We start from the raw sequence: 22,473 nt of genomic DNA on the forward strand, positions 1-22,473 counted from the left end.
GGCGGCTCAGGCGGCCTGGCGGCGCATCGCCGGCATGCGCATCGGGCGCGAGCCCGGGCCGCCGACGTGCGAGAACGGCTGCGTCCGCCAGTTCAGACCCTGGGGGAGCGTCAGCAGCAGGGCCGTGTCCTGCTCCTGCGGTTCGAAGGACTCGTCCGCGGGGCGGGCGTCGGCCGCCGAACGGCCCGTACCCGCGCACACCGTGAGCCCGAACGGGTTCCACGGCGAGGCGCACAGCGCGTGCTCCGGCAGGACCTCCTCGTCTGCCAGCAGCGCGATCGGCTGCGCGCAGTCCGGGCAGATCACCCGGTACATCTCGAAGGTGTCGTAGGCGTCCAGCTCCTCGTCGAAGGCGTCGGGTTCGACGCCCTCCGGCTCGGGCTCGGCGACCGGCTGCCGGTGCGTGGACGCGGACCGACCAGGGCGGTGGGTACTCTGCATGGGATTCTCCCCCTAAGGCTGGGCCGAGAAGGCGCTGCGGCCTCGACCACAGCAAGCACTTCCCGTCCGGTCTCGGCGGTAATCACGAGAACATCACGGAGCCCGTCCGAGGCGTGTGGCGTTCGTCACATGCCGCGAGCAGGTGCCCGTCCCGGTCGTTTTTCTGCCGAACAGGGAGTGACCTGCGCCTCCGAGGTATCCGTGGAGATCATGCGCACTGTAGGTTGTGGCGGCATGGAGGAGCTGGACCGTCAGATCGTGCAGCTGCTCGTCAAGGACGGGCGGATGAGCTACACAGACCTGGGCAAGGCCACGGGCCTGTCCACGTCGGCCGTGCACCAGCGGGTGCGCCGGCTGGAGCAGCGTGGCGTCATCCGCGGCTATGCCGCGGTGGTCGACCCCGAGGCCGTCGGGCTGCCGCTGACCGCGTTCATCTCGGTGAAGCCGTTCGACCCCAGCGCCCCCGACGACATCGCGGACCGCCTCGCCGGCGTCCCCGAGATCGAGGCCTGCCACAGCGTGGCCGGCGACGAGAACTACATCCTCAAGGTGCGCGTCTCCACCCCGCACGAACTGGAGGAACTGCTGGCCCGGCTGCGCTCGCTGGCGGGGGTCTCGACGCGGACCACGGTGGTCCTCTCGACCCCGTACGAGGCCCGGCCGCCGAAGATCTGACAGCCGGCCTGCCGCCCGGCGCCCTTTCAGGCGCCCCAGGTGCAGCTCCTGCCCGGCGCCGAGAGAAACTGTCGGCCATGAGCAACCGCACCGCCGAGCCCCCCAAGACCGTCCTGCTCCGCCGCGGCGAGGTGCACAGCCCCGCGGACCCCTTCGCCACCGCGATGGTGGTGGAGCGCGGCCAGGTCGCCTGGGTCGGCTCCGAGGGTGCCGCCGACGCCTTCGCCGACGGCGTGGACGAGGTGGTCGACCTCGACGGCGCCCTGGTCACCCCGGCCTTCACCGACGCCCATGTGCACACCACCGCCACCGGCCTCGCCCTGACCGGCCTTGACCTGTCCGGTACCCCCTCCCTGGAGGCGGCCCTCGCCCGGATCCGCGAGTTCGCCGCCGCCCGTCCCGACGACCGGGTGCTGCTGGGCCACGGCTGGGACGCCGCCCGCTGGCCCGGCGGCCGGCCGCCCACCCGCGCGGAACTGGACGCGGCCACCGGCGGACGCCCCCTCTACCTGAGCCGCATCGACGTGCACTCCGCGGTCGTCACCACCGCGCTGCTGGACCTGGTCCCCGGTGGCGTCCCGCGCGAGGACGCCCCGCTCACCGGGGACGCCCACCACGCCGTCCGCGAAGCCGCCCTCGCCGCCATCACACCCGCCCAGCGCGCCGAGGCCCAGCGCACCGCCCTGGCGCACGCCGCCTCCCTCGGCATCGGCACCCTGCACGAGTGCGGCGGCCCGCAGATCTCCTCCGAGGACGACTTCACGGGCCTGCTCCGGCTCGCCGCCGAGCTGCCGGGTCCCCGCGTGGTCGGCTACTGGGCGGAGGAGGACACCGCGAAGGCCCGCGAGCTGGGCGCGGCCGGCGCCGCGGGCGACCTCTTCGCCGACGGCGCCCTCGGCTCGCACACCGCCTGCCTGCACGAGCCGTACGCCGACGCCGGCCACACCGGCACCGCCTACCTGGACGCCGACGCCATCGCCGCCCACGTCGTGGCCTGCACCGAGGCGGGCCTCCAGGCCGGCTTCCACGCCATCGGCGACGCCGCCGTGACCGCCGTGGTCGAGGGCGTCCGCGCCGCCGCCGAGAAGCTCGGCCTCGCCCGGATCCGCGCCGCCCGGCACCGCGTCGAGCACGCCGAGATGCTCACCCCCGAGACCGTCGCCGGCTTCGCCGAGCTGGGCCTGATCGCCTCCGTCCAGCCCGCCTTCGACGCGCTGTGGGGCGGCGAGGACGGCATGTACGCCCGGCGGCTGGGCGTGGAGCGGGCCCGCACCCTCAACCCGTTCGCCGCGCTGCTGCGCTCGGGGGTGCCGCTCGCGTTCGGCTCCGACAGCCCGGTCACCCCGCTCGACCCGTGGGGCACGGTCCGCGCCGCCGCCTTCCACCGCACGCCCGAGCACCGGATCTCCGTCCGCGCCGCTTTCACCGCGCACACCCGCGGCGGCTGGCGGGCCGTCGGCCGCGACGACGCGGGCGTCCTGGTCCCGGGCGCCCCCGCCGACTACGCCGTCTGGCGCACCGACGAGCTGGTCGTCCAGGCCCCCGACGACCGGGTCGCCCGTTGGTCCACCGACCCGCGCTCCGGCACCCCCGGCCTGCCGGACCTCACCCCGGGCCGCGACCTGCCGGTCTGCCTGCGCACCGTGGTGGGCGGGCGGACGGTGTTCGTACGGCCGGGCGAGTGATCTCCCGGGGTGGCGCGGCGGCCGACCGTCGCCGCGGCCCCGCCGCCCGACCTGCGCATCCTCTCCACCGACCGCGATGACGACACTGTCTTCCCAGGTCAGGCGGCTGTTGACAGTCGGCGGCCAGGGGCCGGTAGGTTCGTCCGAGTCCACCACCGGACGCCCGACCGGGGGACGTTCAGCCGACTCGTCGCAGCGCCGCTGGGTCAGGGACGGTGTGCCGCACCGGGGCACACCGTCGCTGGGAGCCAGGCTCAGCGCCCGCGCCGACGAGGGAACGTTCAGGCTGGTCGGCCAGGTGTGACCCGGGTGGGGCCCGGGCGTCCAGTAGACAACGGCTCTCGGTCGATCCGCAGCCAGCGGGTCCCAGGTCGGCCCGAAGGGCGCCGGGCCCCCATCCGCCGTGGTGGGCAGTGCCGAAAGAGATCAGTCTTACCCCGTTCTTGTGGAATCGACACCACGATCCGCACGCGTCGTCCTCTGTTCCCAGGCCGTGGCCACTATGGTGGACCCCTGCGTACGACATGAAGGGGCAGCAGTGAACGACGGCGACGGGACCCTCGCGGCCAAGGCCCAGGGGAGGCAGTTCGGCCCGCTCGGCACGGCCTTGGTGATCATTCCGACCTACAACGAGGCGGAGAACATCAAGTCCATCGTCGGCCGGGCACGCAAGGCCGTCCCCGAGGCGCACGTACTGATCGCGGACGACAACAGTCCCGACGGAACCGGCAAGCTCGCCGACGAGCTGGCCGCCGAGGACGACCACGTCCACGTCCTGCACCGCAAGGGCAAGGAGGGCCTCGGCGCCGCCTACCTCGCGGGCTTCCGCTGGGGTCTGGAGCGGGACTACGGCGTGCTGATCGAGATGGACGCCGACGGCTCCCACCAGCCCGAGGAACTGCCCCGGCTGCTGACCGCCCTCAAGGGCGCCGACCTGGTCCTCGGCTCCCGCTGGGTGCCAGGCGGCCGGGTGGTGAACTGGCCCAAGTCCCGGGAGTTCCTCTCGCGCGGCGGCTCGACCTACTCGCGGCTCATGCTCGACGTGCCGATCCGAGACGTCACCGGCGGCTTCCGGGCCTTCCGCCGCGAGACCCTGGAGGGCCTCGGCCTCGGCGAGGTCGCCTCGCAGGGCTACTGCTTCCAGGTCGACCTGGCCCGCCGCGCCGTGAAGGCCGGCTACCACGTCGTCGAGGTCCCCATCACCTTCGTCGAGCGTGCGCTGGGCGACTCCAAGATGAGCCGGGACATCGTGGTCGAGGCGCTGTGGCGGGTCACCGCCTGGGGCGTCGGGGACCGCCTGGGCAAGCTCACCGGCAAGGACAAGCACGCCTAGCACACCGGTCTGCGGCCCCGCCGATCGCTCCCTTATCCGGTGCTGAGCCGCGCCCGGGCACACTGGGAACATGACGACTGGCACTCCGACCTCCCCGTACACCCGCCGCCGCCCCTCCCGGCTGCGCAGGTACCTGCCGCTGGGCCTCGCCGCGTGGCTGGTGCTGGAGATCTGGCTGCTGACCCTGGTCGCCGGCGCGGCCGGCGGGCTCACCGTGTTCCTGCTGCTCGTCGCGGGATGCGTGGCCGGCTCCGTGGTCATCAAGCGGGCGGGCCGCCGCGCCTTCCAGAACCTGAACGAGGCCCTGCGCGAGGGCGGCTCGCCGGCGCGCGGCGGCGGCAACGGCCTGATGATGCTCGGCGGCCTGCTGCTGATGATCCCCGGCCTGCTCTCGGACGCGGCCGGACTGCTCCTGCTGCTCCCGCCGGTCCAGAAGGCGGTGAGCCGCCTGGCGGAGAGCGCCCTGGAGCGGGGTCTGCGCAAGGCCGCCCCGGGCACCCTGGGCGGCGCCTTCCAGCAGGTCCGCATGCACCGGCCCGACGGCAAGGTGGTGCAGGGCGAGGTCATCAGGAACGGCGACCCGTACGACGCCCCGCAGGAGCCCCGCCCGCCGCTGACGCGCTGAGCGTCCGCCCCGGACACACGACCGCGGGCGCCGTACGTGAGATCACGTACGGCGCCCGCGGTCGTTGCGTTGCGCTGTATGAAGCAGCCGAGCCCCGCCAGGGACTAGGCGCTCTTGCGGCTGTCCCTGGGGTGGACCGCGATGTTCATCGCCCCCGAACGCAGAACCGCCAGACGCTCCTCGAGGACCTCTTCGAGTTCCTCACGGGTGCGCCGCTCCATCAGCATGTCCCAATGGGTACGCGCGGGCTTGGCCTTCTTCTCCTCAGGGCCGTCACCGTCCACCAGGAGTGCCTGGGCACCGCAGACCTTGCACTCCCACTCCGGCGGGATCTCCGCCTCGACCGAGAAGGGCATCTCGAAACGGTGCCCCTTCTCACATGCGTACTCCACGGCCTGGCGCGGGGCCAGGTCGATGCCGCGGTCCGTCTCGTAGCTGGTCACCACGAGGCGCGTACCGCGAAGAGCTCGCTCACTCATGAATCGTGCCTCCCGGGCTTGTCGCCCACAGGACAGGTGTCGCTGTCGTCGTCATCCGGTCAACGTCCGGTCGGCGGTAAAGATTCCCGTTCCGGGTCCCGTTCCGGGTCATGCGTCGCCGTCGTAGCCGCCCCTTGTTGTACCCACAGGCGCCCGGTTTGTCACATCTGCTAGCAGATGTCACTCAGCGTTTCGGCATCTTTGACGCGCAGTAACGGTACGCCTGGCAGGCCAAACGCGTACACTACCGCCCTTTCATGCAGAGTGCTAAATCGGCGCTAGATCTTTTCCGGAACCGGGTTGCCCGCCTCGCGGATCGCCCGACGCACCGGTACCCGCGCGAGCAGGGCGAAACCGAGGACGAAGAAGGCCACCAGCGAGAAGATCGCGGATCGGTAGCTTCCGGTCAGCTGGTAGGTCATGCCGAACAGCAGGGGGCCGAGCCAGCTCATCCCGCGGTCGCTCATCTCGTACGCGGAGAAGTACTCCGCCTCCTTGCCCGGCGGCACGAGATGGGAGAACAGCGACCGGGACAGCGCCTGGCTGCCGCCGAGGACCAGGCCGATCCCGGCGGCGAGCCCGAAGAACCACACCGGCGCCCGCGCGGGCAGGAACCAGCCCGCCGCCAGCGTGAGCGTCCACGCCACCAGCGAGCCGAGGATCGTGCGCTGCGCGCCGTACGTCCGCGCCAGCCGGCCCATCGCCATCGCGCCCGCCACGGCCAGCACCTGCACCAGCAGCACGGCCACGATGAGCGTCGACTGGCCGAGCCCCAGCTCCTCCGAGCCGTACACCGAGGCCTGGGTGATCACGGTCTGGATGCCGTCGTTGTAGACGAGGTAGGCCAGCAGGAACGCCAGGGTCAGCGGGTGCCGGCGCATGTCCCGGACGGTCGCCGCGAGCTGCCGCAGCCCCGGTGCCGCGGCGCCCGCCACGCGCGCGTGCCGGTCGCGCAGCCTGCGCAGCGGTACGAGCGTGAAGGCGCCCCACCACAGCCCGGCCGAGGCCAGGCAGACGCGGACCGCGGCCGCCTCGGACAAGCCGAAGGCGTCGTGCGCCGAGTAGAGCACCAGGTCCGCGACGAGGACCAGGGAGCCCGCCGCGTAGCCGAAGGCCCAGCCCCGGGAGGAGACCGCGTCCCGCTGGTCCGGCGGGGCGATCTGCGGCAGGTAGGAGTTGTAGAGCATCATCCCGACGGACTGCGCCGCGTTGGCAACGACCAGCAGCACCCCGCCGAGCAGGTACCGGTCGCCGTCCAGGAGGAACATCCCCGTGGTCGCCGCCGCACCGGTGTAGGCCGCCGCCGCGAGCAGCGGCTTCTTGCGTCCCGTGCGGTCGGCCGCGCTGCCCACCAGCGGCATCAGGACCACCGCCACGATCACCGACAGGGAGACCGAGTAGGCGAAGAAGGAGCCCGCCCGGACCGGGACGCCCAGCGGGTGCACATAGCCGTCGCCGTCCGCGGCACGCTCGGCGACCGCGGTGAGGTAGGGACCCAGGAACACGGTGAGGACGCTCGTCGAATAGACCGAGCACGCCCAGTCGTAGACGTACCAGCCACGCTGCTCGCGCTTGAGGCCGGCGGCCTCGTCCTCCGCCGTCCGCACGGTGTCGGTGCTCACCCGTGCCCTCGCTTCCCCGTGCTCCTGCGAAGGCGCGGGCCGGTGCGGCCGGGCGGTCAGACCCAGACGCCGCGGTCCTCCATGACCTTGCGCAACATGTCGATGTGATCGGTCATGATGCCATCGACCCCCAGGTCCAGAAGCCGGTGCATCCGTTCCGGATCGTTGACGGTCCACACGTGCACCTGCAGACCGCGCGCGTGGGCGGCGCGGACGAAGCGGTGGTCGACCACGGGGACGCCCGACTGGGCCTCGGGCACCTGCGCGGCCACGGCCGACCGGCGCACCGCGGCCGGCAGCCCCCAGGAGCGCAGCCGCAGGCTCAGCACCCCGCGGGTGCCGAACGAGGTGGCCAGCCGCGGCCCGGCCAGCCGCTGGGCGCGCAGCACGCGCGCCTCGGAGAAGGAGCCCGCGCAGACCCGGTCCCAGGCGTTCGTGCGCTCGATCAGCTCCAGCAGGGGCCGCAGCGCGGGCTCCGCCTTGATGTCGACGTTCCAGCGCACCTCGGGGAACGTCTCCAGCAGTTCCTCGAACAGCGGCACCGGTTCACGGCCGCCCACGCGCGCGTGCTGTATGTCCGCCCAGGGCAGGTCGGCGATCCGGCCCGTGCCGTCGGTGACCCGGTCCAGGGTCGTGTCGTGGAAGGCGACCAGCCGGCCGTCCGCCGTGGCGTGCACATCGGTCTCGATGTACCGGTAGCCCAGCTCCACCGCGCGCCGGAACTGCGCCACGGTGTTCTCCAGGCCGTCGGCCGCCCCGCCCCGGTGGGCGAAGGGGATCGGCCCCGGGTGGTCCAGGTACGGGTGGCGGATGGGCGGCGTCGCGAGGGTCACGGACGCAGTATCGCGCGCCCGGGTGTCGTCCCGGCAACGACCGTGCTGCCCGACGGTGCCGACGGGAGGGCGAACACCCGCAGGAACGCCTGCGCCAGCGGGCCGATGGACACGGCGTACAGCACGGTCCCCACCCCGATGGTGCCGCCCAGGAGGAATCCGGTGACCACCACCGCCACCTCGACGACCGTCCGCATCAGCCGGATCGACCGGCCGGTGCGCCGGTGCAGGCCCGTCATCAGCCCGTCGCGCGGCCCCGGTCCGAAGCGCGCCGCGATGTACAGGCCGGTCGCCGCGCCGTTCAGCACGATGCCCGCGAGGAGCAGCGGGACGCGCACGGCGAGGGAACGGGCGTCCGGGAGCAGGCCGAGCGTGCCGTCCATCGCGAGACCGACCACGAAGACGTTGGAGACCGTGCCGAGCCCGGGCCGCTGGCGCAGCGGGATCCACAGGAGCAGCACGGCCGCGCCCACGATGATCGACACCACCCCGATGCTCAGGCCGGTCAGCTCCGCGAGCCCCTGGTGCAGCACGTTCCACGGCTCCAGGCCCAACCCCGCCACGACCAGCAGCGCGGAACTCGCGCCGTAGAGCGCGAGTCCGGAGTACAGCTGGACCAGCCGCCGGCCGAGACGGCGGCGGCCGGGGGCGGACGCGCCGGGTGTGGCGGTGCCCGATGTGGACGGGCTGGGAGTGGATGTGCCGGCAGTGGACACGGGAGTACCCCCCTGGGTGGTGGCGGTGGCCTGACGCATGACACTCTGTGGCTTGGGATGGATCGCCATCCATGGCCAATTCGGGGAAGGTGGACTGATCTTCATGGCGCAGTGGACCTCGGCTGTCGGAGCCGCGCAGCTCGCCCGGCTCCTCAACTCCCAGCAGGACCGCCCGGCCGGCCCCGGCACCCGCCGTCCGCCCGCCTACCGCGCCCTCGCCGACGGCATCCGGCTGCTCGTGCTGGAGGGCCGCGTCCCGGTGGCCGCGCGGCTCCCCGCGGAACGCGAACTGGCCCTGGCCCTCTCCGTCAGCCGCACCACCGTCGCCGCCGCCTACGAGGCGCTGCGCGGTGAGGGCTTCCTGGAGTCCCGGCGCGGAGCCGGCAGCTGGACCGCGGTACCGGCCGGCAACCCGATCCCGGCCCGCGGTCTCGAGCCGCTGCCCCCCGAGGCCCTCGGCTCGGTGATCGACCTGGGCTGCGCCTCGCTCCCGGCGCCCGAGCCCTGGCTCACCCGGGCTGTGCAGGGCGCCCTGGAGGAGCTGCCGCCGTACGCCCACACCCACGGCGACTACCCGGCCGGGCTGCCCGCCCTGCGCTCGATGATCGCCGAGCGCTACACCACGCGTGGGATCCCCACCATGCCGGAGCAGATCATGGTGACGACCGGGGCGATGGGTGCCATCGACGCGATCTGCCATCTCTTCGCGGGCCGCGGCGAGCGGATCGCCGTGGAGTCGCCGTCCTACGCCAACATCCTCCAGCTGATGCGCGAGACCGGCGCCCGGCTGGTCCCCGTCGCCATGGCCGAGGGCCTGTCCGGATGGGACATGGACCGCTGGCGCCAGGTCCTGCGCGAGGCCGCGCCTCGGATCGCCTATGTGGTCGCCGACTTCCACAACCCCACCGGGGCGCTCGCCGACGAGGACCAGCGGCGCCGGCTGGTGGACGCGGCCCGCTCGGCCGGCACGGTGCTCGTCGCCGACGAGACGATGTCCGAGCTGTGGCTCGACGAGGACTTCCGGGGCGGCGGCATGCCCCGGCCGGTGTGCGGGTTCGATCCGGCCGGTTCCACGGTGATCACGGTCGGCTCGGCCAGCAAGGCGTTCTGGGCGGGGATGCGCATCGGCTGGGTGCGGGCGGCGCCGGATGTCATCCGCAGCCTGGTCGCCGCGCGGGCGTACGCCGACCTGGGCACGCCGGTGCTGGAGCAGCTGGCCGTGAACTGGCTCTTCAGCACCGGTGGCTGGGCGCAGGCGGTCGAGCTGCGCCGGGTCCAGGCCCGGGAGAACCGGGACGCCCTGGTGGCGGCGGTGCGCCGGGAACTGCCCGACTGGGAGTTCGAGGTTCCGCGCGGCGGGCTGACCCTCTGGGTCCGCGCCGGCGGCCTCTCCGGTTCCCGTCTCGCGGAGGCGGGCGAGCGGACCGGCGTCCGGGTGCCGTCCGGGCCCCGCTTCGGCGTCGACGGTGCCTTCGAGGGGTACGTCCGGCTCCCGTTCACCGTCGGGGGAGCGGTCGCGGAGGAAGCGGCCGTACGGCTCGCCGCCGCGGCGCGGCTGGTGGAATCCGGGGCGTCGGGCGGCGCCGAGGCACCGCGCACGTTCGTGGCTTAGCGGTTCGGGGGCGGGGGTTCAGGGGCGTGGTGGCTCAGGGGGCTCGATCAGCTCTCGGCCGCCACGGCATCCGCGGTCACCGGTGCGTTCTCCGCCGCCGGCTTCGTGAGATCCGCCGGCTCCGCCTCCACGGCAGTGCCCCGCGGCGGCAGCAGCTCCAGGACCGCCTGCCGGTCGGCATCGCTCGTGGCGTCGTCGTAGGGGTCGGGCGTACGCGGCACCTGGAGCCGGTGCACCGGACCGGAGCCCAGCCGGGCGTACCCCCGCCCGGGCGGCACCTGCGCCATCGGCGTGGTGTGCGGAGGCGCCCCGAGCACCGCCTCCACCTGCTCCGGCGCGGCCGGACCGAGCACGACACGCGCGCGCGTGTGCTGCCGTACCGCGTCCGTCAGCGTCTCGGCGCTGTCGAACTGCTCCGCCACGACCACGGTCACGTTCGCCGCGCGGCCGTGCCGCAGGGGCACGGCGAGCAGCGCCTGCGGGTCCTTGCGTCCGTCCGCCGCGGCGAGGTGCGCGAAGACGCTCGGCCGGTCCAGCACGATCCACAGCGGGCGCCGGGTGTCCGCGGGCGGCGGGTCGCCCGCCTGCCGCGCCAGGTTGATCGCGACGAGCCGCCGCTCGGTCTCCTGCGCGGCCCACTCCAGGCTGGCCAGCGCCCCGGGCAGCGCGCACTCCACGGCCAGTACCCCGGCCCGCCCGGTCAGGCAGGCGTACTCGCCGGTGCCGCCGCCGTCGACGATCAGCACGTCGCCGTACTGCAGGGTCTGCAGGACGACGGACCGCAGCAGGGTGGACGTACCGCTGCCGGGATGGCCGAGGGCCAGCAGGTGCGGCTCGGTGGAGCGGATGCCGGTGCGCCAGACGACCGGCGGGATGTCGATCTGTTCCTCTCCGTAGGAGAGGGGGAGCGTGCGCGGGACCTCGCTGGGGTCGGTGAAGCCGAGGACGGTCTCGCCGGGCGCGGTGACGAAACGCTGGGCGGGGACGTCGGCGGGCAGCGGGGCGAGGGCGGTGACGGTGAGCTGGTTGCCCGCCTCGTCCCACCCGAAGTGGTACTCGCGGCTGCGCCCGGCCTTCGCGGTGAGCAACTGCTCGATCCGCGCGCGGGCCTCGGGCTCGCCGTCCGGGAAGTAGGCGGGGTAGCGGATCACGAGGTGGGCGACGCGTCCGGCGTCGTCGAAGTCGTGCACGGTGAAGGCCTTTTCCCACTCACCGCCGTGTGCGTACAGCGGCGCCGGGTCGTCCGCGCCGGAGAAGTACGGCACCAGGGCCTCGTACAGCGCCTGGAGCCGTTGGGTCTGGGACTCGTCGGGCCCTTCCGGTGCCGGCGGGGTGCGGTCCCGGCCGTGCCAGGCCGCTGCTGCCATCACGGCGATGACGGCGAGCAGTGGCCCGTACGGCATCAGGGCCACGAGCAGGACCACGGACGCCACGAAGAACAGCAGCGGCCCGCGCCTGTCCTTGGGGGTGTCCGCCCACCTGCGCCCGCCGGCCGCGGCCAGCAGGCGCAGCCCGCGCGTGACAGTGATCAGCGGGTGGAGGACGTCGGTGGCGCTGTCGGCCGCCGTCCGGGCCAGCTCCCTGCTCCGGGCGATCTGCGTCCGGGCGATCTGGGCGCTGTCCTTGCTCAGAATGCGGGGGAGAGGGCGCCGGGCCACTGCTGACTCCTGTGGGTGCGTGCGGGCGGGACTGTCGGGTCAGAACTTGATGCCGCCCAGGAGGCTGGCCAGGCTCTCTCCTCCGGCTTTGATGCTCGGGGCGATGCCTGTGGTCGACAGGTAGAAGCCGAACAGGGCCGACACCGTGGCGTGCGAGCCCTTCAGGCCGTCCTTGCGGAAGAACAGGAAGACGACGATGCCGAGCAGCAGCACGCCTGAGAGGGAGAGGATCATTTGGGGCCTCCTGGTGTCGAAGGTGGGGGACAGTCACCATGAGTTCTTCCAGGATCACAGGATGTATCCATACGATTAAAGGTGCAACTGGATGAAAATCGGTTGATTTCCCCCACTCGGAGGAGTTGGGTGGTGCCCGGTTGACCAGGTGAGTTGCCTCGGACCGGAGCTGCTGCTGATCTTTACCTCGGGCACATCGGGTCATGTGCCGCGCGAGCCAGTACGCTGGCGATTCACTCGTACGAAGCAGTCCCGCATCAGCAAGGAGAGGTGGTCCGGCCGATGAGCGAAGCCCCCGACCCCGAGGTCGTGGAGCTGGCGACCAAGATCTTCGATCTGGCCCGGCAGGGCCAGACCGAGGCGCTCGTGGCGTACGTCGACGCGGGTGTTCCGGCCAACCTCACCAACGACCGCGGGGACTCCCTCGTGATGCTCGCCGCCTACCACGGCCACGCCGACGCGGTGCGCGCGCTGCTCGCCCGCGGCGCGGCGGCGGACCAGATCAACGACCGGGGCCAGACTCCGCTCGCAGGTGCCGTCTTCAAGGGTGAGACGGACGTGATCAAGGCCCTCCTCGAGGGCGGAGCCGACCCTTCCGCAGGCACGCCGTCGGCCGTCGACACGGCCCGGATGTTCGGCAAGAAGGAGCTGCTGGAACTGTTCGGCGTCCACTGACGCCGACGCACTGACCAGGTACGACACGGAAAACGGGGGAGGCGGTACAGGGCCGCCGGAAATACGGTCGCGGCAGCACACACCGCGGGTCATCATGACGTCGTGCTTCACGGACGCGATGGCCGGGCAGGTGTTGCCGCACCGCGCGGGCCGTGATGCGGTCCGCATGGGCCACCGACGAGAGGCAGAGAGAGATGGTCTACAGCAAGCAAGAGACGGCGGGCGCTCCGACGTTGTGTCACGTGGCCAGGTAATGCGTGTTCCCCGGTTGCGTCGACGCTTGATGTGAGGCTGTTTCCCATGTTCGATCCGGTCATAGCGCCCAGCGGTACGCTGCTCGGGCTGCTCCAGCGCGGCCGTGGCGACGGCACGCTGCACGCGCTCACGGCCCCGCGCGCCGAAGCGCTCGCGGCCCTGAACCACTGTGTCCTGCGCGACCCCCGCCACGACTGGCAGCTGGAGAACCGCTCCCTGTACTACGCCCGGCTCTTCCTCGACCTGAACGGCGAGCTGGACGCCGTGGAGGCGCACCTCTTCGACGCCGAGGACGTGCTCGACACCGACGAGTCCCGCACCGGCCTGGCCCTGGCCGTCCTCGGCCACCTCGCCTCCTACGGCCGGCTGGACGCCCTGGAACTGCTGCGCCGGTACGCCGCGCACGGCTCCAACTGGGCCTGGGCCCTGGACGAGCTGGCCCTCCGGGACGACGACGCGGGCCTGCGCGCCCTCGCCGCCCCCGTCCTGGCCCGCTTCGGCACCGATCCCGAGGGCGAGGCCGAGCTGGCCGCCGCCGTACGCGACGCCTTCGAGCCGCGGCCCTGGCGGTTGTGGGCCGAGGATCCGCGCACATCGATCGCCACGCGTGTGCGTGCCGCTCAGGAGACCGGCTGTTTCGACCGCTGGCAGCGGCAGATGCGCCCCACCGGGCCCCGCCCGGGGTGGAGCGTGCGCGCCGTCTTCGAGTGGGCCCAGCAGGGCATGGACCGCGGCGCCGCCCTCCATGTGCCCGCCGCACGCTGCCTGGTCGCCGTGGCCGGCCCCGAGGACCGGCCCGAAATCCTCCTGGCCGCCCGGGCCGGCACCGACGGAGCGCGCTGCACGGCACTGCGCTACCTCGCCGACAGCAACGACCGGGACGCGCTCGACCTGATCGAGGCGGCGGTCACCGACGGGACGGCGCTCGTCGTGGAGGCCGCCGTCGACGCCTTCGAACGGATGCGCAGCGTCGCCGCCGTCGACCGCGCGCGCCGCTGGGCCCAGCGCCCCGACGCGCTCGGCGCCGCCGCCGGCCGCATGCTCGCCGCCCGCGGCGGCACCCGGGACCGCGACCTCGTCCTCGGCGCCCTCCGCGAGGCCGTGCGCGGCGAGGGACCGGACACGCCCACGCTGGGGACCCTCGTCGACGGCGCCGGACGCCTCGGCATCGCCTGCGCGGCCCCCGTCCTGCGCCACGTCTACCGCGAGACGGCCTCCTCGCATCTGCGCGGCCGCGCCGCCCGCGCGCTGGCCGCCACCGACCCCTCCTTCGCCACCGGGTTCGCCGTCGAATGCCTGTGGGACTGCGAGGAGACCACCCGCGAACTCGCCGCCCGGCACGCCGAGACCGGAGACACCCGGGTCGTGGAGCGCCTGCGCCGCCTGGCCGCCGATCCGGCCGAGGAGGCCGAGGTGCAGACCGCGGTGCGCAGCCGCTTCGGACCGGACGCGGCCCTCGGCTGAGCCCCACCGGCCCCACCCGCACCTCTGCCCGGCGGACGACCGCCCGCCGGGTGAACACCGGATGACCCGCGGGTCAGGCGGCCATGACGGCCGTCTGACCTGCTCGGGTGCACAGCCCAACGCTCATGGGACGTTCCCCGCGCCGAAAGATCGAAGTTGACGCGGGCGTCCCGACGCCCGGCCCGCCGTGCCGGAGGGCGTGGCGTGACAGCCGCCGTACGACGGCGCAGAGCACCCGTCCGCTTCGTCTGAGGGCGTCGGCAGCGGTATCCGCGGCCCTACCGGAAGGCGCCGGCGCTTCGACGGCGCCGCACCGGCAGGAACCGGACCGGGGCGCCCGGCAGCGCCTGCGCGGCGGCCGGCAGGTCGGCGGCGCGGACCACCGCGATCACCGGGTAGCCGCCGGTGGTCGGATGGTCCGCGAGGAAGACCACCGGGCGCCCGTCCGGCGGGACCTGCACCGCACCCAGGACCATGCCCTCGCTGGGGAGTTCACCGGTCCCGGCCCGCTCCAGGGCGGGCCCCTCGGTGCGCAGGCCGATGCGGTTGCTCGCCGCGGACACCCGGTACGCGCGCGTGGCCAGGTCCCGCACCGCCTGCGCCGTGAACCAGCCGTCGCGCGGGCCCAGGGTCACCCGGAGCACGAGCTCGGCCGGCGGACCCGGCTGCGGTGCGCCGTCCACGCGCGCGGGAGGGCCGGCGGGAGCGCCCAGCGGCAGCACCGCGCCGTCCGCCAGCGGGGCCGGACCCAGTCCGGACAGCAGGTCGGTGGCGCGGCTGCCGAGGACCGGCTCCACGGCGATCCCGCCGCCGACCGCGAGGTAGCTGCGGACACCGGCCGTGGCCGCGCCGACCTCCAGCAGCTCGCCCGCCGGCACCACGACCGGTGCACCCCAGGCGGCCGGGCGGCCGCCCACCGCCACCGGGCACGGCGCGCCCGCGACCGCCACGGTCACCGTCGAACGCGGGCGCACCGCACAGCCGTTGAGGGTGGTCTCCAGGACGGCGGCGTCCGGCGGATTGCCGGCGAGCCGGTTCACCAGCGCCGCCGCGGGCGGGTCGAGCGCGCCGGAACGGGGCACGCCGAGATGCGCGTACCCCGGCCGCCCGCGGTCCTGCACGGTGGTCAGCGCCCCGGCGCGCACCACGACGAGCGCACGATCGGTCATGCCCCCTCCACCGGTACGAACCGCACGCGCGTCCCCGGGGCCAGCAGCGCGGCAGGTACGCGCGTGTGGTCCCACAGCACCGCGTCCGTCGTGCCGATCAGCTGCCAGCCGCCCGGTGAGGAACGCGGGTACACGCCCGTGTACGGCCCGGCCAGCGCCACGGCACCGGCCGGAACGGACGTGCGCGGGGTCGCGCGGCGCGGGACGTGGTAGCGGTCCGGGAGCCCGGTGAGATAACCGAAGCCGGGCGCGAAACCGCAGAACGCCACCGTGAACTCGGTACAGGCGTGGACGCGGGCCGCCTCCCGCGCGGTCACCCCCCAGTGCTCGGCGACCGCCGCGAGGTCCGGGCCGTCGTAGCGCACGGGCAGTTCGATCAGCTCGCGCGCGTGGGCGGGCACGGCCGGTACCCGCGCGGTGGTCAGGCGAGCCGCCCAGCGGGCCGGGTCGGCCAGCCCGTCGAGCAGGACCGTACGGGCCGCCGGGACGATCTCGCGGACGCGCAGCGTGCCCTCCGCGCGGCGCCGCAGCAGCTCCGCGTGCAGGGCCTGCGCCTCCTCCCCGGAGGACACCTCGACGAGCAGCGCGTCGTCGCCGACCGGAAGCGCCCTCACGCGAACGCCTCCAGCCGCACCCCCGCGGCCACCAGCCGCTCGCGCACCCGCCGGGCCAGGCCGACCGCGCCGGGCGTGTCGCCGTGCAGGCACAGCGAACGGGCCCGCACCTGGATCCGCGCGCCGGAGTGCGCGATCACCGCGCCGGAACGGGCGAGGCTCACCGAGCGCTCCACCACGGCGTCCGGGTCGGTCACCACGGCGCCGTCCCGGCCGCGCGGCACCAGCGTGCCCTCGTCGGTGTACGCGCGGTCCGCGAAGGCCTCCGTGACCGCCGGCAGCCCCGCCTCGGCGGCCAGCGCCAGCAGCCGTGAGCCGGGCAGGCCCAGCACCGGCAACGAGGCGTCCGCCAGCCGCACGCCGTCGACCACCGCCCGGGCCTGCTCCTCGTCGTGCACCACCCGGTTGTAGAGGGCGCCGTGCGGCTTGACGTACGCCACGCGCGACCCCGCCGCCCGCGCGAACACCTCCAGGGCGCCGATCTGGTAGGCCACTTCCGCAGCCAGCTCGGCGGGCGGCACCTCCATGGCGCGCCGCCCGAAACCGGCCAGGTCCCGGTAGGAGACCTGCGCGCCGATCGTCACCCCGCGCTCGGCCGCCTGCTCGCACACCCGGCGCATGGTGGCCGCGTCCCCGGCGTGGAAGCCGCAGGCCACGTTGGCGCTGGTGACGACGGACAACAGCTGTTCGTCATCGGTCAGCCGCCAGCGGCCGAAGCCCTCGCCGAGGTCGGCGTTCAGATCGATCGCGGTGCTCGCGGTCATGGTGTTCTCGTGTCTCCGGTTCTCGTGCGGTCCGTCGTCGAGGGTCTCGGACGGGGTTCTCGTACGCGGCTGTTCCTACGGCCGGCCTCAGTCGATGCCGACCAGCCGGTACTGCTCGTCGCGGGCGTCGGTCAGGAACATCCGGCCCGGCGCGTGGGTGATCGCGAACGGCGGCCGGGAGGCCGTCACGGCCGCCTGCGGGGTCACCCCGCAGGCCCAGAACACCGGGATGTCGCCGTCGGCGAGGGTCACCGGGTCGCCGAAGTCGGGCCGGCCGAGGTCCTCGATGCCGAGGGCCGCGGGATCCCCGCAGTGCACCGGGCCGCCGTGTACGGCCGGCAGCAGGCTGCTCTCCCGGATCGCCGCGCCCAGCCGCTCGGGCGGAACCGGCCGCATGGACACCACCATCGGCCCGCGCAGCCGGCCCGCCGGCCGGCACTCCCGGCCGGTCACGTACATCGGCACGTTCCGGCCCTGCTCGACGTGCCGGATCGGCACGCCGGCCCGGGCCAGCGCCCACTCGAAGGTGAAGCTGCACCCGAGCAGGAACGACACCAGGTCGTCGCGCCAGTACGCGCGCACGTCCGTGGGTTCGTCCACCAGCCCGCCGTTCTCCCACACCCGGTAGCGCGGCAGGTCGGTGCGCAGATCGGCGCCCTCGGCGAGGACGGTCGCCGGGGAACCGGCGTCGGTGACGTCGAGCACCGGGCAGGGCTTGGGGTTGCGCTGGCAGAACAGCAGCATGTCGTAGGCCCAGTCGGCGGGCACCGCGATCAGGTTGGCCTGCGTGTGGCCGGCGGCGACCCCCGCGGTGGGCCCGGCCAGACCCTCGCGGAAACGGGCCCGCGCCGTTGCGGGGCTCCACGCGTGCGCGTGCGCGTCGACCGTGATGACGGGACGGTCCCCGGTACGGTTCACCCGCGTCACGCCAGCTCCCTCCCGCGCGTCTCCGGCAGCCCGAGCAGCGCCACCGCGGCGAGGCCGTAGCCGATCGCGCCGAAGACCAGCGCACCGCCCACGCCCCAGCTGTCCGCGAGGAAGCCCACCAGGGTCGGGAACACCGCGCCGACCGCGCGGCCCGTGTTGTACGTGAAGCCCTGCCCGGTGCCGCGCACCGCCGTCGGGTACAGCTCGCTCAGGTAGGAGCCGAAGCCGCTGAAGATGGCCGACATGCAGAAGCCGAGCGGGAAGCCGAGCACCAGCAGCAGGGTGTCGGCGCCCTGCGGGATGTTCGCGTACGCCACGATGCACAGCGCCGACAGCAGGGCGAACAGCCAGATGTTGTTCCGCCGGCCGAGCCGGTCGGTCAGCTGGCCGCCGGTCAGGTAGCCGAGGAAGGCGCCGGAGATCAGGAACGTCAGGTAGCCGCCGGTGCCGACGACCGACAGACCGCGCTCGGACTTCAGGTACGTCGGCACCCAGGTCGCCAGTGTGTAGTAGCCGCCCTGCACGCCGGTGGACAGCAGGCACGCGAAGACCGTGGTGCGCAGCAGGCCCGGGGCGCCGTCCCGGCCGGGCCGGAAGATCGCCGCGAACGAGCCCCGCCGCGGGTCCTGTTCGCGGGCCGCCGTCGCCGTGGGCGCGTCGTGCACCCCGCGGCGCAGCCACACCACGAGCAGCGCCGGCAGCGCGCCGGTCCAGAACATCACCCGCCAGGCCAGGTCGTCGCCGGCGAAGGAGAAGACCAGCGTGTAGACGGCCGCCGCCAGTCCCCAGCCGACCGCCCAGGAACTCTGGACCGCGCCGAGCGTACGGCCCCGGTGGCGCGCGCTCGCGTACTCCGCGACCAGGATCGCGCCGACCGCCCACTCGCCGCCGAAGCCGAGGCCCTGGAGGGCGCGGAAGACCAGGAGCGTCTCGTAGGTGGGCGCGAAGCCGCAGGCGACCGTGAAGACGGCGTAGGTGATCACCGTGATCATCAGGGCCCGGACCCGGCCCACCCGGTCCGCGAGCACACCCGCCGCGGCGCCGCCGACGGCCGAGACCACCAGCGTGACCGTGGTGAACAAGCCGGTCTGGCCGCTGTCGAGGCCGAAGTACGCCGCGAGCGCCACCATGCTGAGCGGCAGGGTGAAGTAGTCGTAGGAATCCAGGGCATAACCGCCGAAAGCGCCGGCGAAGGCGCGCCGGCCGCGCGGGCCGAGGGCGCGCAGCCAGTCGAACGCGCCGTCCTCACCGGTGCGTTCTCGGGCCGGGTGGGTGCCGGTGGACGGCGCGGAGGGTGAACGGGGCGGTGGAGTCGTGCTCATGGGCACCTCGCAGGAGAGGGACGGAGGGTGCGGGGAAGTGAGCCGTGCGGAGCACCGTAGAGGATCGTTCAACGATCCCTCAATACCCACGTTGTTTCGTTCCGGTGTGTGCGATTGAATTCCGGGCATGGCAGAGCACCTGACGGGACTGGCCGGCGACCGTGTCCTCCTGGGCCGTACGAGCACCGCGGAGCGGGTTTCGGACATCCTCAGGAGCCGCATCTCCGAGGGCTACTTCCCGCCCGGCACCCGGCTGTCGGAGGACAGCATCGGCGGGGCGCTCGGCGTCTCCCGCAACACCCTGCGCGAGGCGTTCCGGCTGCTCACCCACGAGCGCCTGCTGGTCCACGAGCTCAACCGCGGGGTGTTCGTGCGGGTCCTGACCATCGAGGACGTGGAGGACATCTACCGCACGCGCTCCCTGGTCGAGTGCGCCGTCGTACGCGGGCTGGGCGCACCGCCGTACCGGCTGGGCGGGCTGGTGGCGGCGGTCGAGGAAGGGCGGACGGCGGCCGCGGAGAATGACTGGAAAGAGCTGGGTACGGCCAACATCCACTTCCACCGGGAACTGGTCGCCCTCGCCGGCAGCGAGCGCACCGACGAGCTGATGCGCAGCGTCTTCGCCGAGCTGCGCCTCGCCTTCCACGTCGTGGACGACCCGCGCCGCCTGCACGAGCCGTACCTGGCCCGCAACACCGAGATCCTGCAGGCCCTGCAAGCGGGGGACCGGCGCGGGGCGGAACGGCTGCTGGAGAGGTACCTCGCGGACTCGCTGGAGCGGGTGGTCGAGGTGTACCGGCGCCGGGTCGGCGAGGATGCGGCAGGCGCCTCTTGAGCTTCTGTGACGGCCGTCGCTTCTGAGTCGTTTGGGCCGATGTCAGACCCAGGACCTAGTCTGTGCACCGTGACTTCGCCTGCATCGACGGACCGTGTTCCGCCCCAGCTCAGCGCGGGGCCGCGCCCGGCTCCGGGTCCGGCCGCCGACGAGGGGCTGGCGCGTCGGCTGCGCGCGCTCGCCTGCACCGCGCCGCTGCACGACCTGGACGCGCGCAAGGCCAACCTGGCCGGTGAGTACTCGGTGTACGGGATGGCCGAGGTGGCCCTGGCCGCCATCGACCTGGTCACGCTGAACATGGACTTCGACACCGGCGCCGACCACGAGCAGATCGTGGCCCGGCTGATCCCGCGCATCGCCGCCCAGGCCCCGCACCGGCCCACCGCCGAACACGAGCGCGTGGCCCGCTGGGTCCTGGAGAACCTCATCAACGTCGGCAGCGTGGACCGCGGCTTCCGCGCGGTCTACGGCACCTTCGCGCCGGACGGCACGTACGTCCGCCGTGACTACGACTTCAAGCTGATCGAGGAGGTCCCCGGCCCCGGCGGCACGGTGTACCTGCGCACGACCGACGAGGCGGTCAACGTCCTGGTCGGCGCCCTCGACACCGACGTCACCAGCGCCCAGATCGCCGCCGAGGTCAAGCTGGAGGTGCTGATCAACCGTGGCCGGCTCGCCGACGCCCAGCTCGCCGCCGAGCAGGCCCGCTACCGCACGGTGCAGTACTCCGAGACGCTCCGCCGGGCCTTGGACGCCACCCGGCGCAACGTCCGCGCGGTCGACTGGCTCAACGCCGTCCCCGACATGATCGCCGAGGCCCTGGACCACGTCGCCGAGCGGTACCGCCACGAGAACGCCATCCTCACCAACATCCGCAAGGCCCGCGACGAGACCGAGGAGCCCGAGCACAAGCGCCGCGCCGCCGAACTGGTCGACATCGTCAAGGACTGCATCCGGCGCCACACCCAGCTCCAGTCCCGCCTGCTGGAGGCGGGCCCGCTGTTCCGCGCCGAACAGGACCGGCAGGCCTTCGCCACGCCGGCGACCACCTCCGGGATAGACCTCTACGGCCATCTCGTCGCCCCCGTCCTGCCGCTGCCCATGGAGCAGGCGATCCGGGTCACGGACGCCTTCTTCGCGCGCGGCACGGGACTGCGCACACCGGTGTCCGTCCGCGTCGGGGACCTCGTCGGCATACTGCTGACCCCGCCCGTCGAGCGGGAGCACCTGGGCGCGGAGATGCCCGAACCCGACCTGATCGCCACGCCGGACGACAGCCGGTTCAGCGAGGAGCAGCTGGCCGCCGCGACGGAGCTGCTGGACCTGCCGGCGGACGCGCCGCGCAGACTGTCCGGGCTGCTCGCCGAGGCCCGGCGGACCGGCGACCCGGACCTGGCGTACCTGGTGGCGCTGCTGGCCGTCCACGCGGCCAGTCCGGCCGTCGGCACCGCCTACCGGCAGGGCGAGGAGAAGCTGCTGTTCGCCGTGGACGACGGCACCGAACTGGACGATCCCGAGTTCGGCGGGGCGGACCTGATCGTGGGGACCGCCCTGCTGGACGCGGCCGGCATGGCCGCGGACCGGACGGAAGCAGCATGAGTGGACCACAGCACGACAAGGAGCCCAACCCGTGACCGAGCACGTCGACCGGAGTGAACCCGAGTCTGCCGCCGCACCGGCCGGCTCCGCCGTCACCCCCGCCGACGCCGCCGACGCGGCGCGGCTCGTCGCCTTCGGACTGCAGCCCAAGCTGGCGCCCGCGCGCGACCAGGAGTACACCGAACTGCTGCGCCGCTACCGCGAGAACCCGGCGTTCGCCCGGCTCGCGGACGCCGTCGCCGCGGGCCTCGGGCTCGTCGTGCTGGAGGTGTCCCCGCGCGCGGGCATGGCCGTGACCGCCGCCGAGGACTCCGTCTTCGCCGTCCGCATGGGGGACTACGCGCGTCGCACCGCCGCCGACTCCGCCGACCGCTTCCTGCACGGACTCGCCCATCTCGCGGTCGCCGCGCTGGCGTTCCCGCGCCCCGAGGACCTCGCCGACGACTCCTACATCGGCCGGGTCACCGTCAACGGCGTCGACGCCTTCGTGCGGCAGGCCTGCCGCCGCCTGGAGGAGCGCGCCGAGGAGCAGGGCGAGAACACCGACCCGGCGACCGACGCGCCCGGCCTGGAGGCCGCCTGGCGGATCTGGGCCAGACGCAGCGCCACCGGCGCCACCAAGGACGCCCGCCGGCCGGCCGCCTCCACCACCGGCATCGTGGCGAAGGCCCTCGCCTTCCTCACCGACTCCGGCTTCCTGCAGCGCACCGGCGACGACAACGGCGGCACGTACCGCACCACCGCCCGCTACCAGCTCCAGGTCCGCGACATGGCCGGCAGCGCCGCCCTGACCGAGCTGCTGGAACTGGGCGTCGTCCCGGTCACCGACGGCACCGCCACCCTGCTGCCCGCCGAGGACACCGACGACCTGGACCTGGTGGCCGACGCCGGACTGCCGTTCCACTCCTGACGCCTGAAGCTCCGTAGCTCCAGGAA

Annotated in this window: 22 protein-coding genes; 10 read left to right on the top strand and 12 right to left on the bottom strand. The window is 73.7% G+C overall.

Features of this window, described 5'->3' with window-relative positions:
• Positions 1-6: 6 nt before the first annotated feature.
• Positions 7-441 carry a hypothetical protein gene (locus tag ACIP4Y_RS25890; RefSeq protein WP_358646524.1) on the bottom strand — a complete coding sequence of 145 codons (435 nt, stop codon included), beginning with the start codon at positions 439-441 and terminating at the stop codon, positions 7-9.
• A gap of 234 nt (positions 442-675) precedes the next feature.
• Here ACIP4Y_RS25890 and ACIP4Y_RS25895 point away from each other — a divergent pair, with 234 nt between their 5' ends.
• From ACIP4Y_RS25895 to fxsA, 4 genes are all read left to right on the top strand, one after another.
• A complete protein-coding gene (locus ACIP4Y_RS25895) occupies positions 676-1,116 on the top strand; it encodes an Lrp/AsnC family transcriptional regulator (protein WP_014671472.1) in 441 nt (146 codons plus the stop codon).
• A gap of 77 nt (positions 1,117-1,193) precedes the next feature.
• Complete coding sequence (locus ACIP4Y_RS25900) at positions 1,194-2,801, top strand: amidohydrolase (protein WP_401397774.1); 1,608 nt, start codon at positions 1,194-1,196, stop codon at positions 2,799-2,801.
• Positions 2,802-3,339: 538 nt separating this feature from the next.
• Complete coding sequence (locus tag ACIP4Y_RS25905) at positions 3,340-4,134, top strand: polyprenol monophosphomannose synthase (RefSeq protein ID WP_358646521.1); 795 nt, start codon at positions 3,340-3,342, stop codon at positions 4,132-4,134.
• A 70-nt stretch (positions 4,135-4,204) separates the two neighbouring features.
• Complete coding sequence (gene fxsA / locus ACIP4Y_RS25910) at positions 4,205-4,759, top strand: FxsA family membrane protein (protein WP_401397778.1); 555 nt, start codon at positions 4,205-4,207, stop codon at positions 4,757-4,759.
• A 104-nt stretch (positions 4,760-4,863) separates the two neighbouring features.
• Here fxsA and ACIP4Y_RS25915 read toward each other — a convergent pair whose 3' ends face one another.
• From ACIP4Y_RS25915 to ACIP4Y_RS25930, 4 genes are all read right to left on the bottom strand, one after another.
• The gene (locus tag ACIP4Y_RS25915) at positions 4,864-5,238 is read right to left on the bottom strand and encodes an RNA polymerase-binding protein RbpA (RefSeq protein ID WP_003977404.1); all 375 of its coding nucleotides are present in this window, start codon (positions 5,236-5,238) and stop codon (positions 4,864-4,866) included.
• A 278-nt stretch (positions 5,239-5,516) separates the two neighbouring features.
• Complete coding sequence (locus tag ACIP4Y_RS25920; protein WP_401397781.1) at positions 5,517-6,860, bottom strand: MFS transporter; 1,344 nt, start codon at positions 6,858-6,860, stop codon at positions 5,517-5,519.
• 56 nt (positions 6,861-6,916) lie between these two features.
• A complete protein-coding gene (locus ACIP4Y_RS25925) occupies positions 6,917-7,693 on the bottom strand; it encodes a glycerophosphodiester phosphodiesterase (RefSeq protein WP_401397784.1) in 777 nt (258 codons plus the stop codon).
• Complete coding sequence (locus ACIP4Y_RS25930) at positions 7,690-8,448, bottom strand: YitT family protein (protein ID WP_401397787.1); 759 nt, start codon at positions 8,446-8,448, stop codon at positions 7,690-7,692. Before ACIP4Y_RS25930 ends, ACIP4Y_RS25925 begins: the two co-directional genes overlap by 4 nt.
• A gap of 64 nt (positions 8,449-8,512) precedes the next feature.
• Between ACIP4Y_RS25930 and ACIP4Y_RS25935 the strand changes: the two genes are divergently transcribed.
• Positions 8,513-10,021 (top strand): PLP-dependent aminotransferase family protein, encoded by a 1,509-nt coding sequence (locus ACIP4Y_RS25935; RefSeq protein ID WP_401397790.1) that lies wholly within the window; start codon positions 8,513-8,515, stop codon positions 10,019-10,021.
• Between the two features lie 47 nt (positions 10,022-10,068).
• Here ACIP4Y_RS25935 and ACIP4Y_RS25940 read toward each other — a convergent pair whose 3' ends face one another.
• Together ACIP4Y_RS25940 and ACIP4Y_RS25945 are read right to left on the bottom strand one after the other, a co-directional pair.
• On the bottom strand, positions 10,069-11,679 hold the full coding sequence (locus ACIP4Y_RS25940; protein WP_401397792.1) for a hypothetical protein: 1,611 nt from the start codon (positions 11,677-11,679) through the stop codon (positions 10,069-10,071).
• A 39-nt stretch (positions 11,680-11,718) separates the two neighbouring features.
• Positions 11,719-11,913 carry a hypothetical protein gene (locus ACIP4Y_RS25945; protein WP_030620070.1) on the bottom strand — a complete coding sequence of 65 codons (195 nt, stop codon included), beginning with the start codon at positions 11,911-11,913 and terminating at the stop codon, positions 11,719-11,721.
• A 282-nt stretch (positions 11,914-12,195) separates the two neighbouring features.
• Between ACIP4Y_RS25945 and ACIP4Y_RS25950 the strand changes: the two genes are divergently transcribed.
• Both ACIP4Y_RS25950 and ACIP4Y_RS25955 read left to right on the top strand, forming a co-directional pair.
• Positions 12,196-12,588 carry an ankyrin repeat domain-containing protein gene (locus ACIP4Y_RS25950; protein ID WP_401397796.1) on the top strand — a complete coding sequence of 131 codons (393 nt, stop codon included), beginning with the start codon at positions 12,196-12,198 and terminating at the stop codon, positions 12,586-12,588.
• Between the two features lie 300 nt (positions 12,589-12,888).
• Complete coding sequence (locus ACIP4Y_RS25955) at positions 12,889-14,307, top strand: HEAT repeat domain-containing protein (protein WP_401397799.1); 1,419 nt, start codon at positions 12,889-12,891, stop codon at positions 14,305-14,307.
• A gap of 278 nt (positions 14,308-14,585) precedes the next feature.
• Here the strand turns inward: ACIP4Y_RS25955 and ACIP4Y_RS25960 are convergent, their stop codons facing one another.
• The 5 genes from ACIP4Y_RS25960 to ACIP4Y_RS25980 all read right to left on the bottom strand — a co-directional run bounded on the left by ACIP4Y_RS25960 (position 14,586) and on the right by ACIP4Y_RS25980 (position 19,103).
• A complete protein-coding gene (locus tag ACIP4Y_RS25960; protein ID WP_401397802.1) occupies positions 14,586-15,476 on the bottom strand; it encodes a biotin-dependent carboxyltransferase family protein in 891 nt (296 codons plus the stop codon).
• Positions 15,473-16,090 carry an allophanate hydrolase subunit 1 gene (locus ACIP4Y_RS25965; RefSeq protein WP_401397805.1) on the bottom strand — a complete coding sequence of 206 codons (618 nt, stop codon included), beginning with the start codon at positions 16,088-16,090 and terminating at the stop codon, positions 15,473-15,475. The genes ACIP4Y_RS25960 and ACIP4Y_RS25965 overlap by 4 nt, the downstream gene beginning before the upstream one ends.
• Positions 16,087-16,854: a LamB/YcsF family protein gene (locus ACIP4Y_RS25970; RefSeq protein WP_401397808.1), complete on the bottom strand. Its 768-nt coding sequence runs from the start codon at positions 16,852-16,854 to the stop codon at positions 16,087-16,089. The genes ACIP4Y_RS25965 and ACIP4Y_RS25970 overlap by 4 nt, the downstream gene beginning before the upstream one ends.
• A gap of 87 nt (positions 16,855-16,941) precedes the next feature.
• Entirely contained in the window at positions 16,942-17,772 is an 831-nt protein-coding gene (locus ACIP4Y_RS25975) for a putative hydro-lyase (RefSeq protein WP_401397882.1), read from the bottom strand.
• Between the two features lie 5 nt (positions 17,773-17,777).
• Positions 17,778-19,103 carry an MFS transporter gene (locus tag ACIP4Y_RS25980; RefSeq protein ID WP_401397811.1) on the bottom strand — a complete coding sequence of 442 codons (1,326 nt, stop codon included), beginning with the start codon at positions 19,101-19,103 and terminating at the stop codon, positions 17,778-17,780.
• Positions 19,104-19,230: 127 nt separating this feature from the next.
• On the opposite strand from ACIP4Y_RS25980, the gene ACIP4Y_RS25985 reads away from it, so the two are divergent.
• From ACIP4Y_RS25985 to ACIP4Y_RS25995, 3 genes are all read left to right on the top strand, one after another.
• The gene (locus ACIP4Y_RS25985) at positions 19,231-19,938 is read left to right on the top strand and encodes a GntR family transcriptional regulator (RefSeq protein ID WP_401397813.1); all 708 of its coding nucleotides are present in this window, start codon (positions 19,231-19,233) and stop codon (positions 19,936-19,938) included.
• A 69-nt stretch (positions 19,939-20,007) separates the two neighbouring features.
• Positions 20,008-21,537, top strand: coding sequence for a hypothetical protein (locus ACIP4Y_RS25990; RefSeq protein ID WP_401397815.1), 1,530 nt, complete (start codon positions 20,008-20,010; stop codon positions 21,535-21,537).
• Between the two features lie 31 nt (positions 21,538-21,568).
• Positions 21,569-22,447: a hypothetical protein gene (locus tag ACIP4Y_RS25995; protein ID WP_401397817.1), complete on the top strand. Its 879-nt coding sequence runs from the start codon at positions 21,569-21,571 to the stop codon at positions 22,445-22,447.
• The last annotated feature ends 26 nt before the right edge of the window (positions 22,448-22,473 follow it).

Origin of the sequence: Streptomyces sp. NPDC088810, from assembly GCF_044750305.1 — a bacterium.
GTDB lineage: Bacteria > Actinomycetota > Actinomycetes > Streptomycetales > Streptomycetaceae > Streptomyces.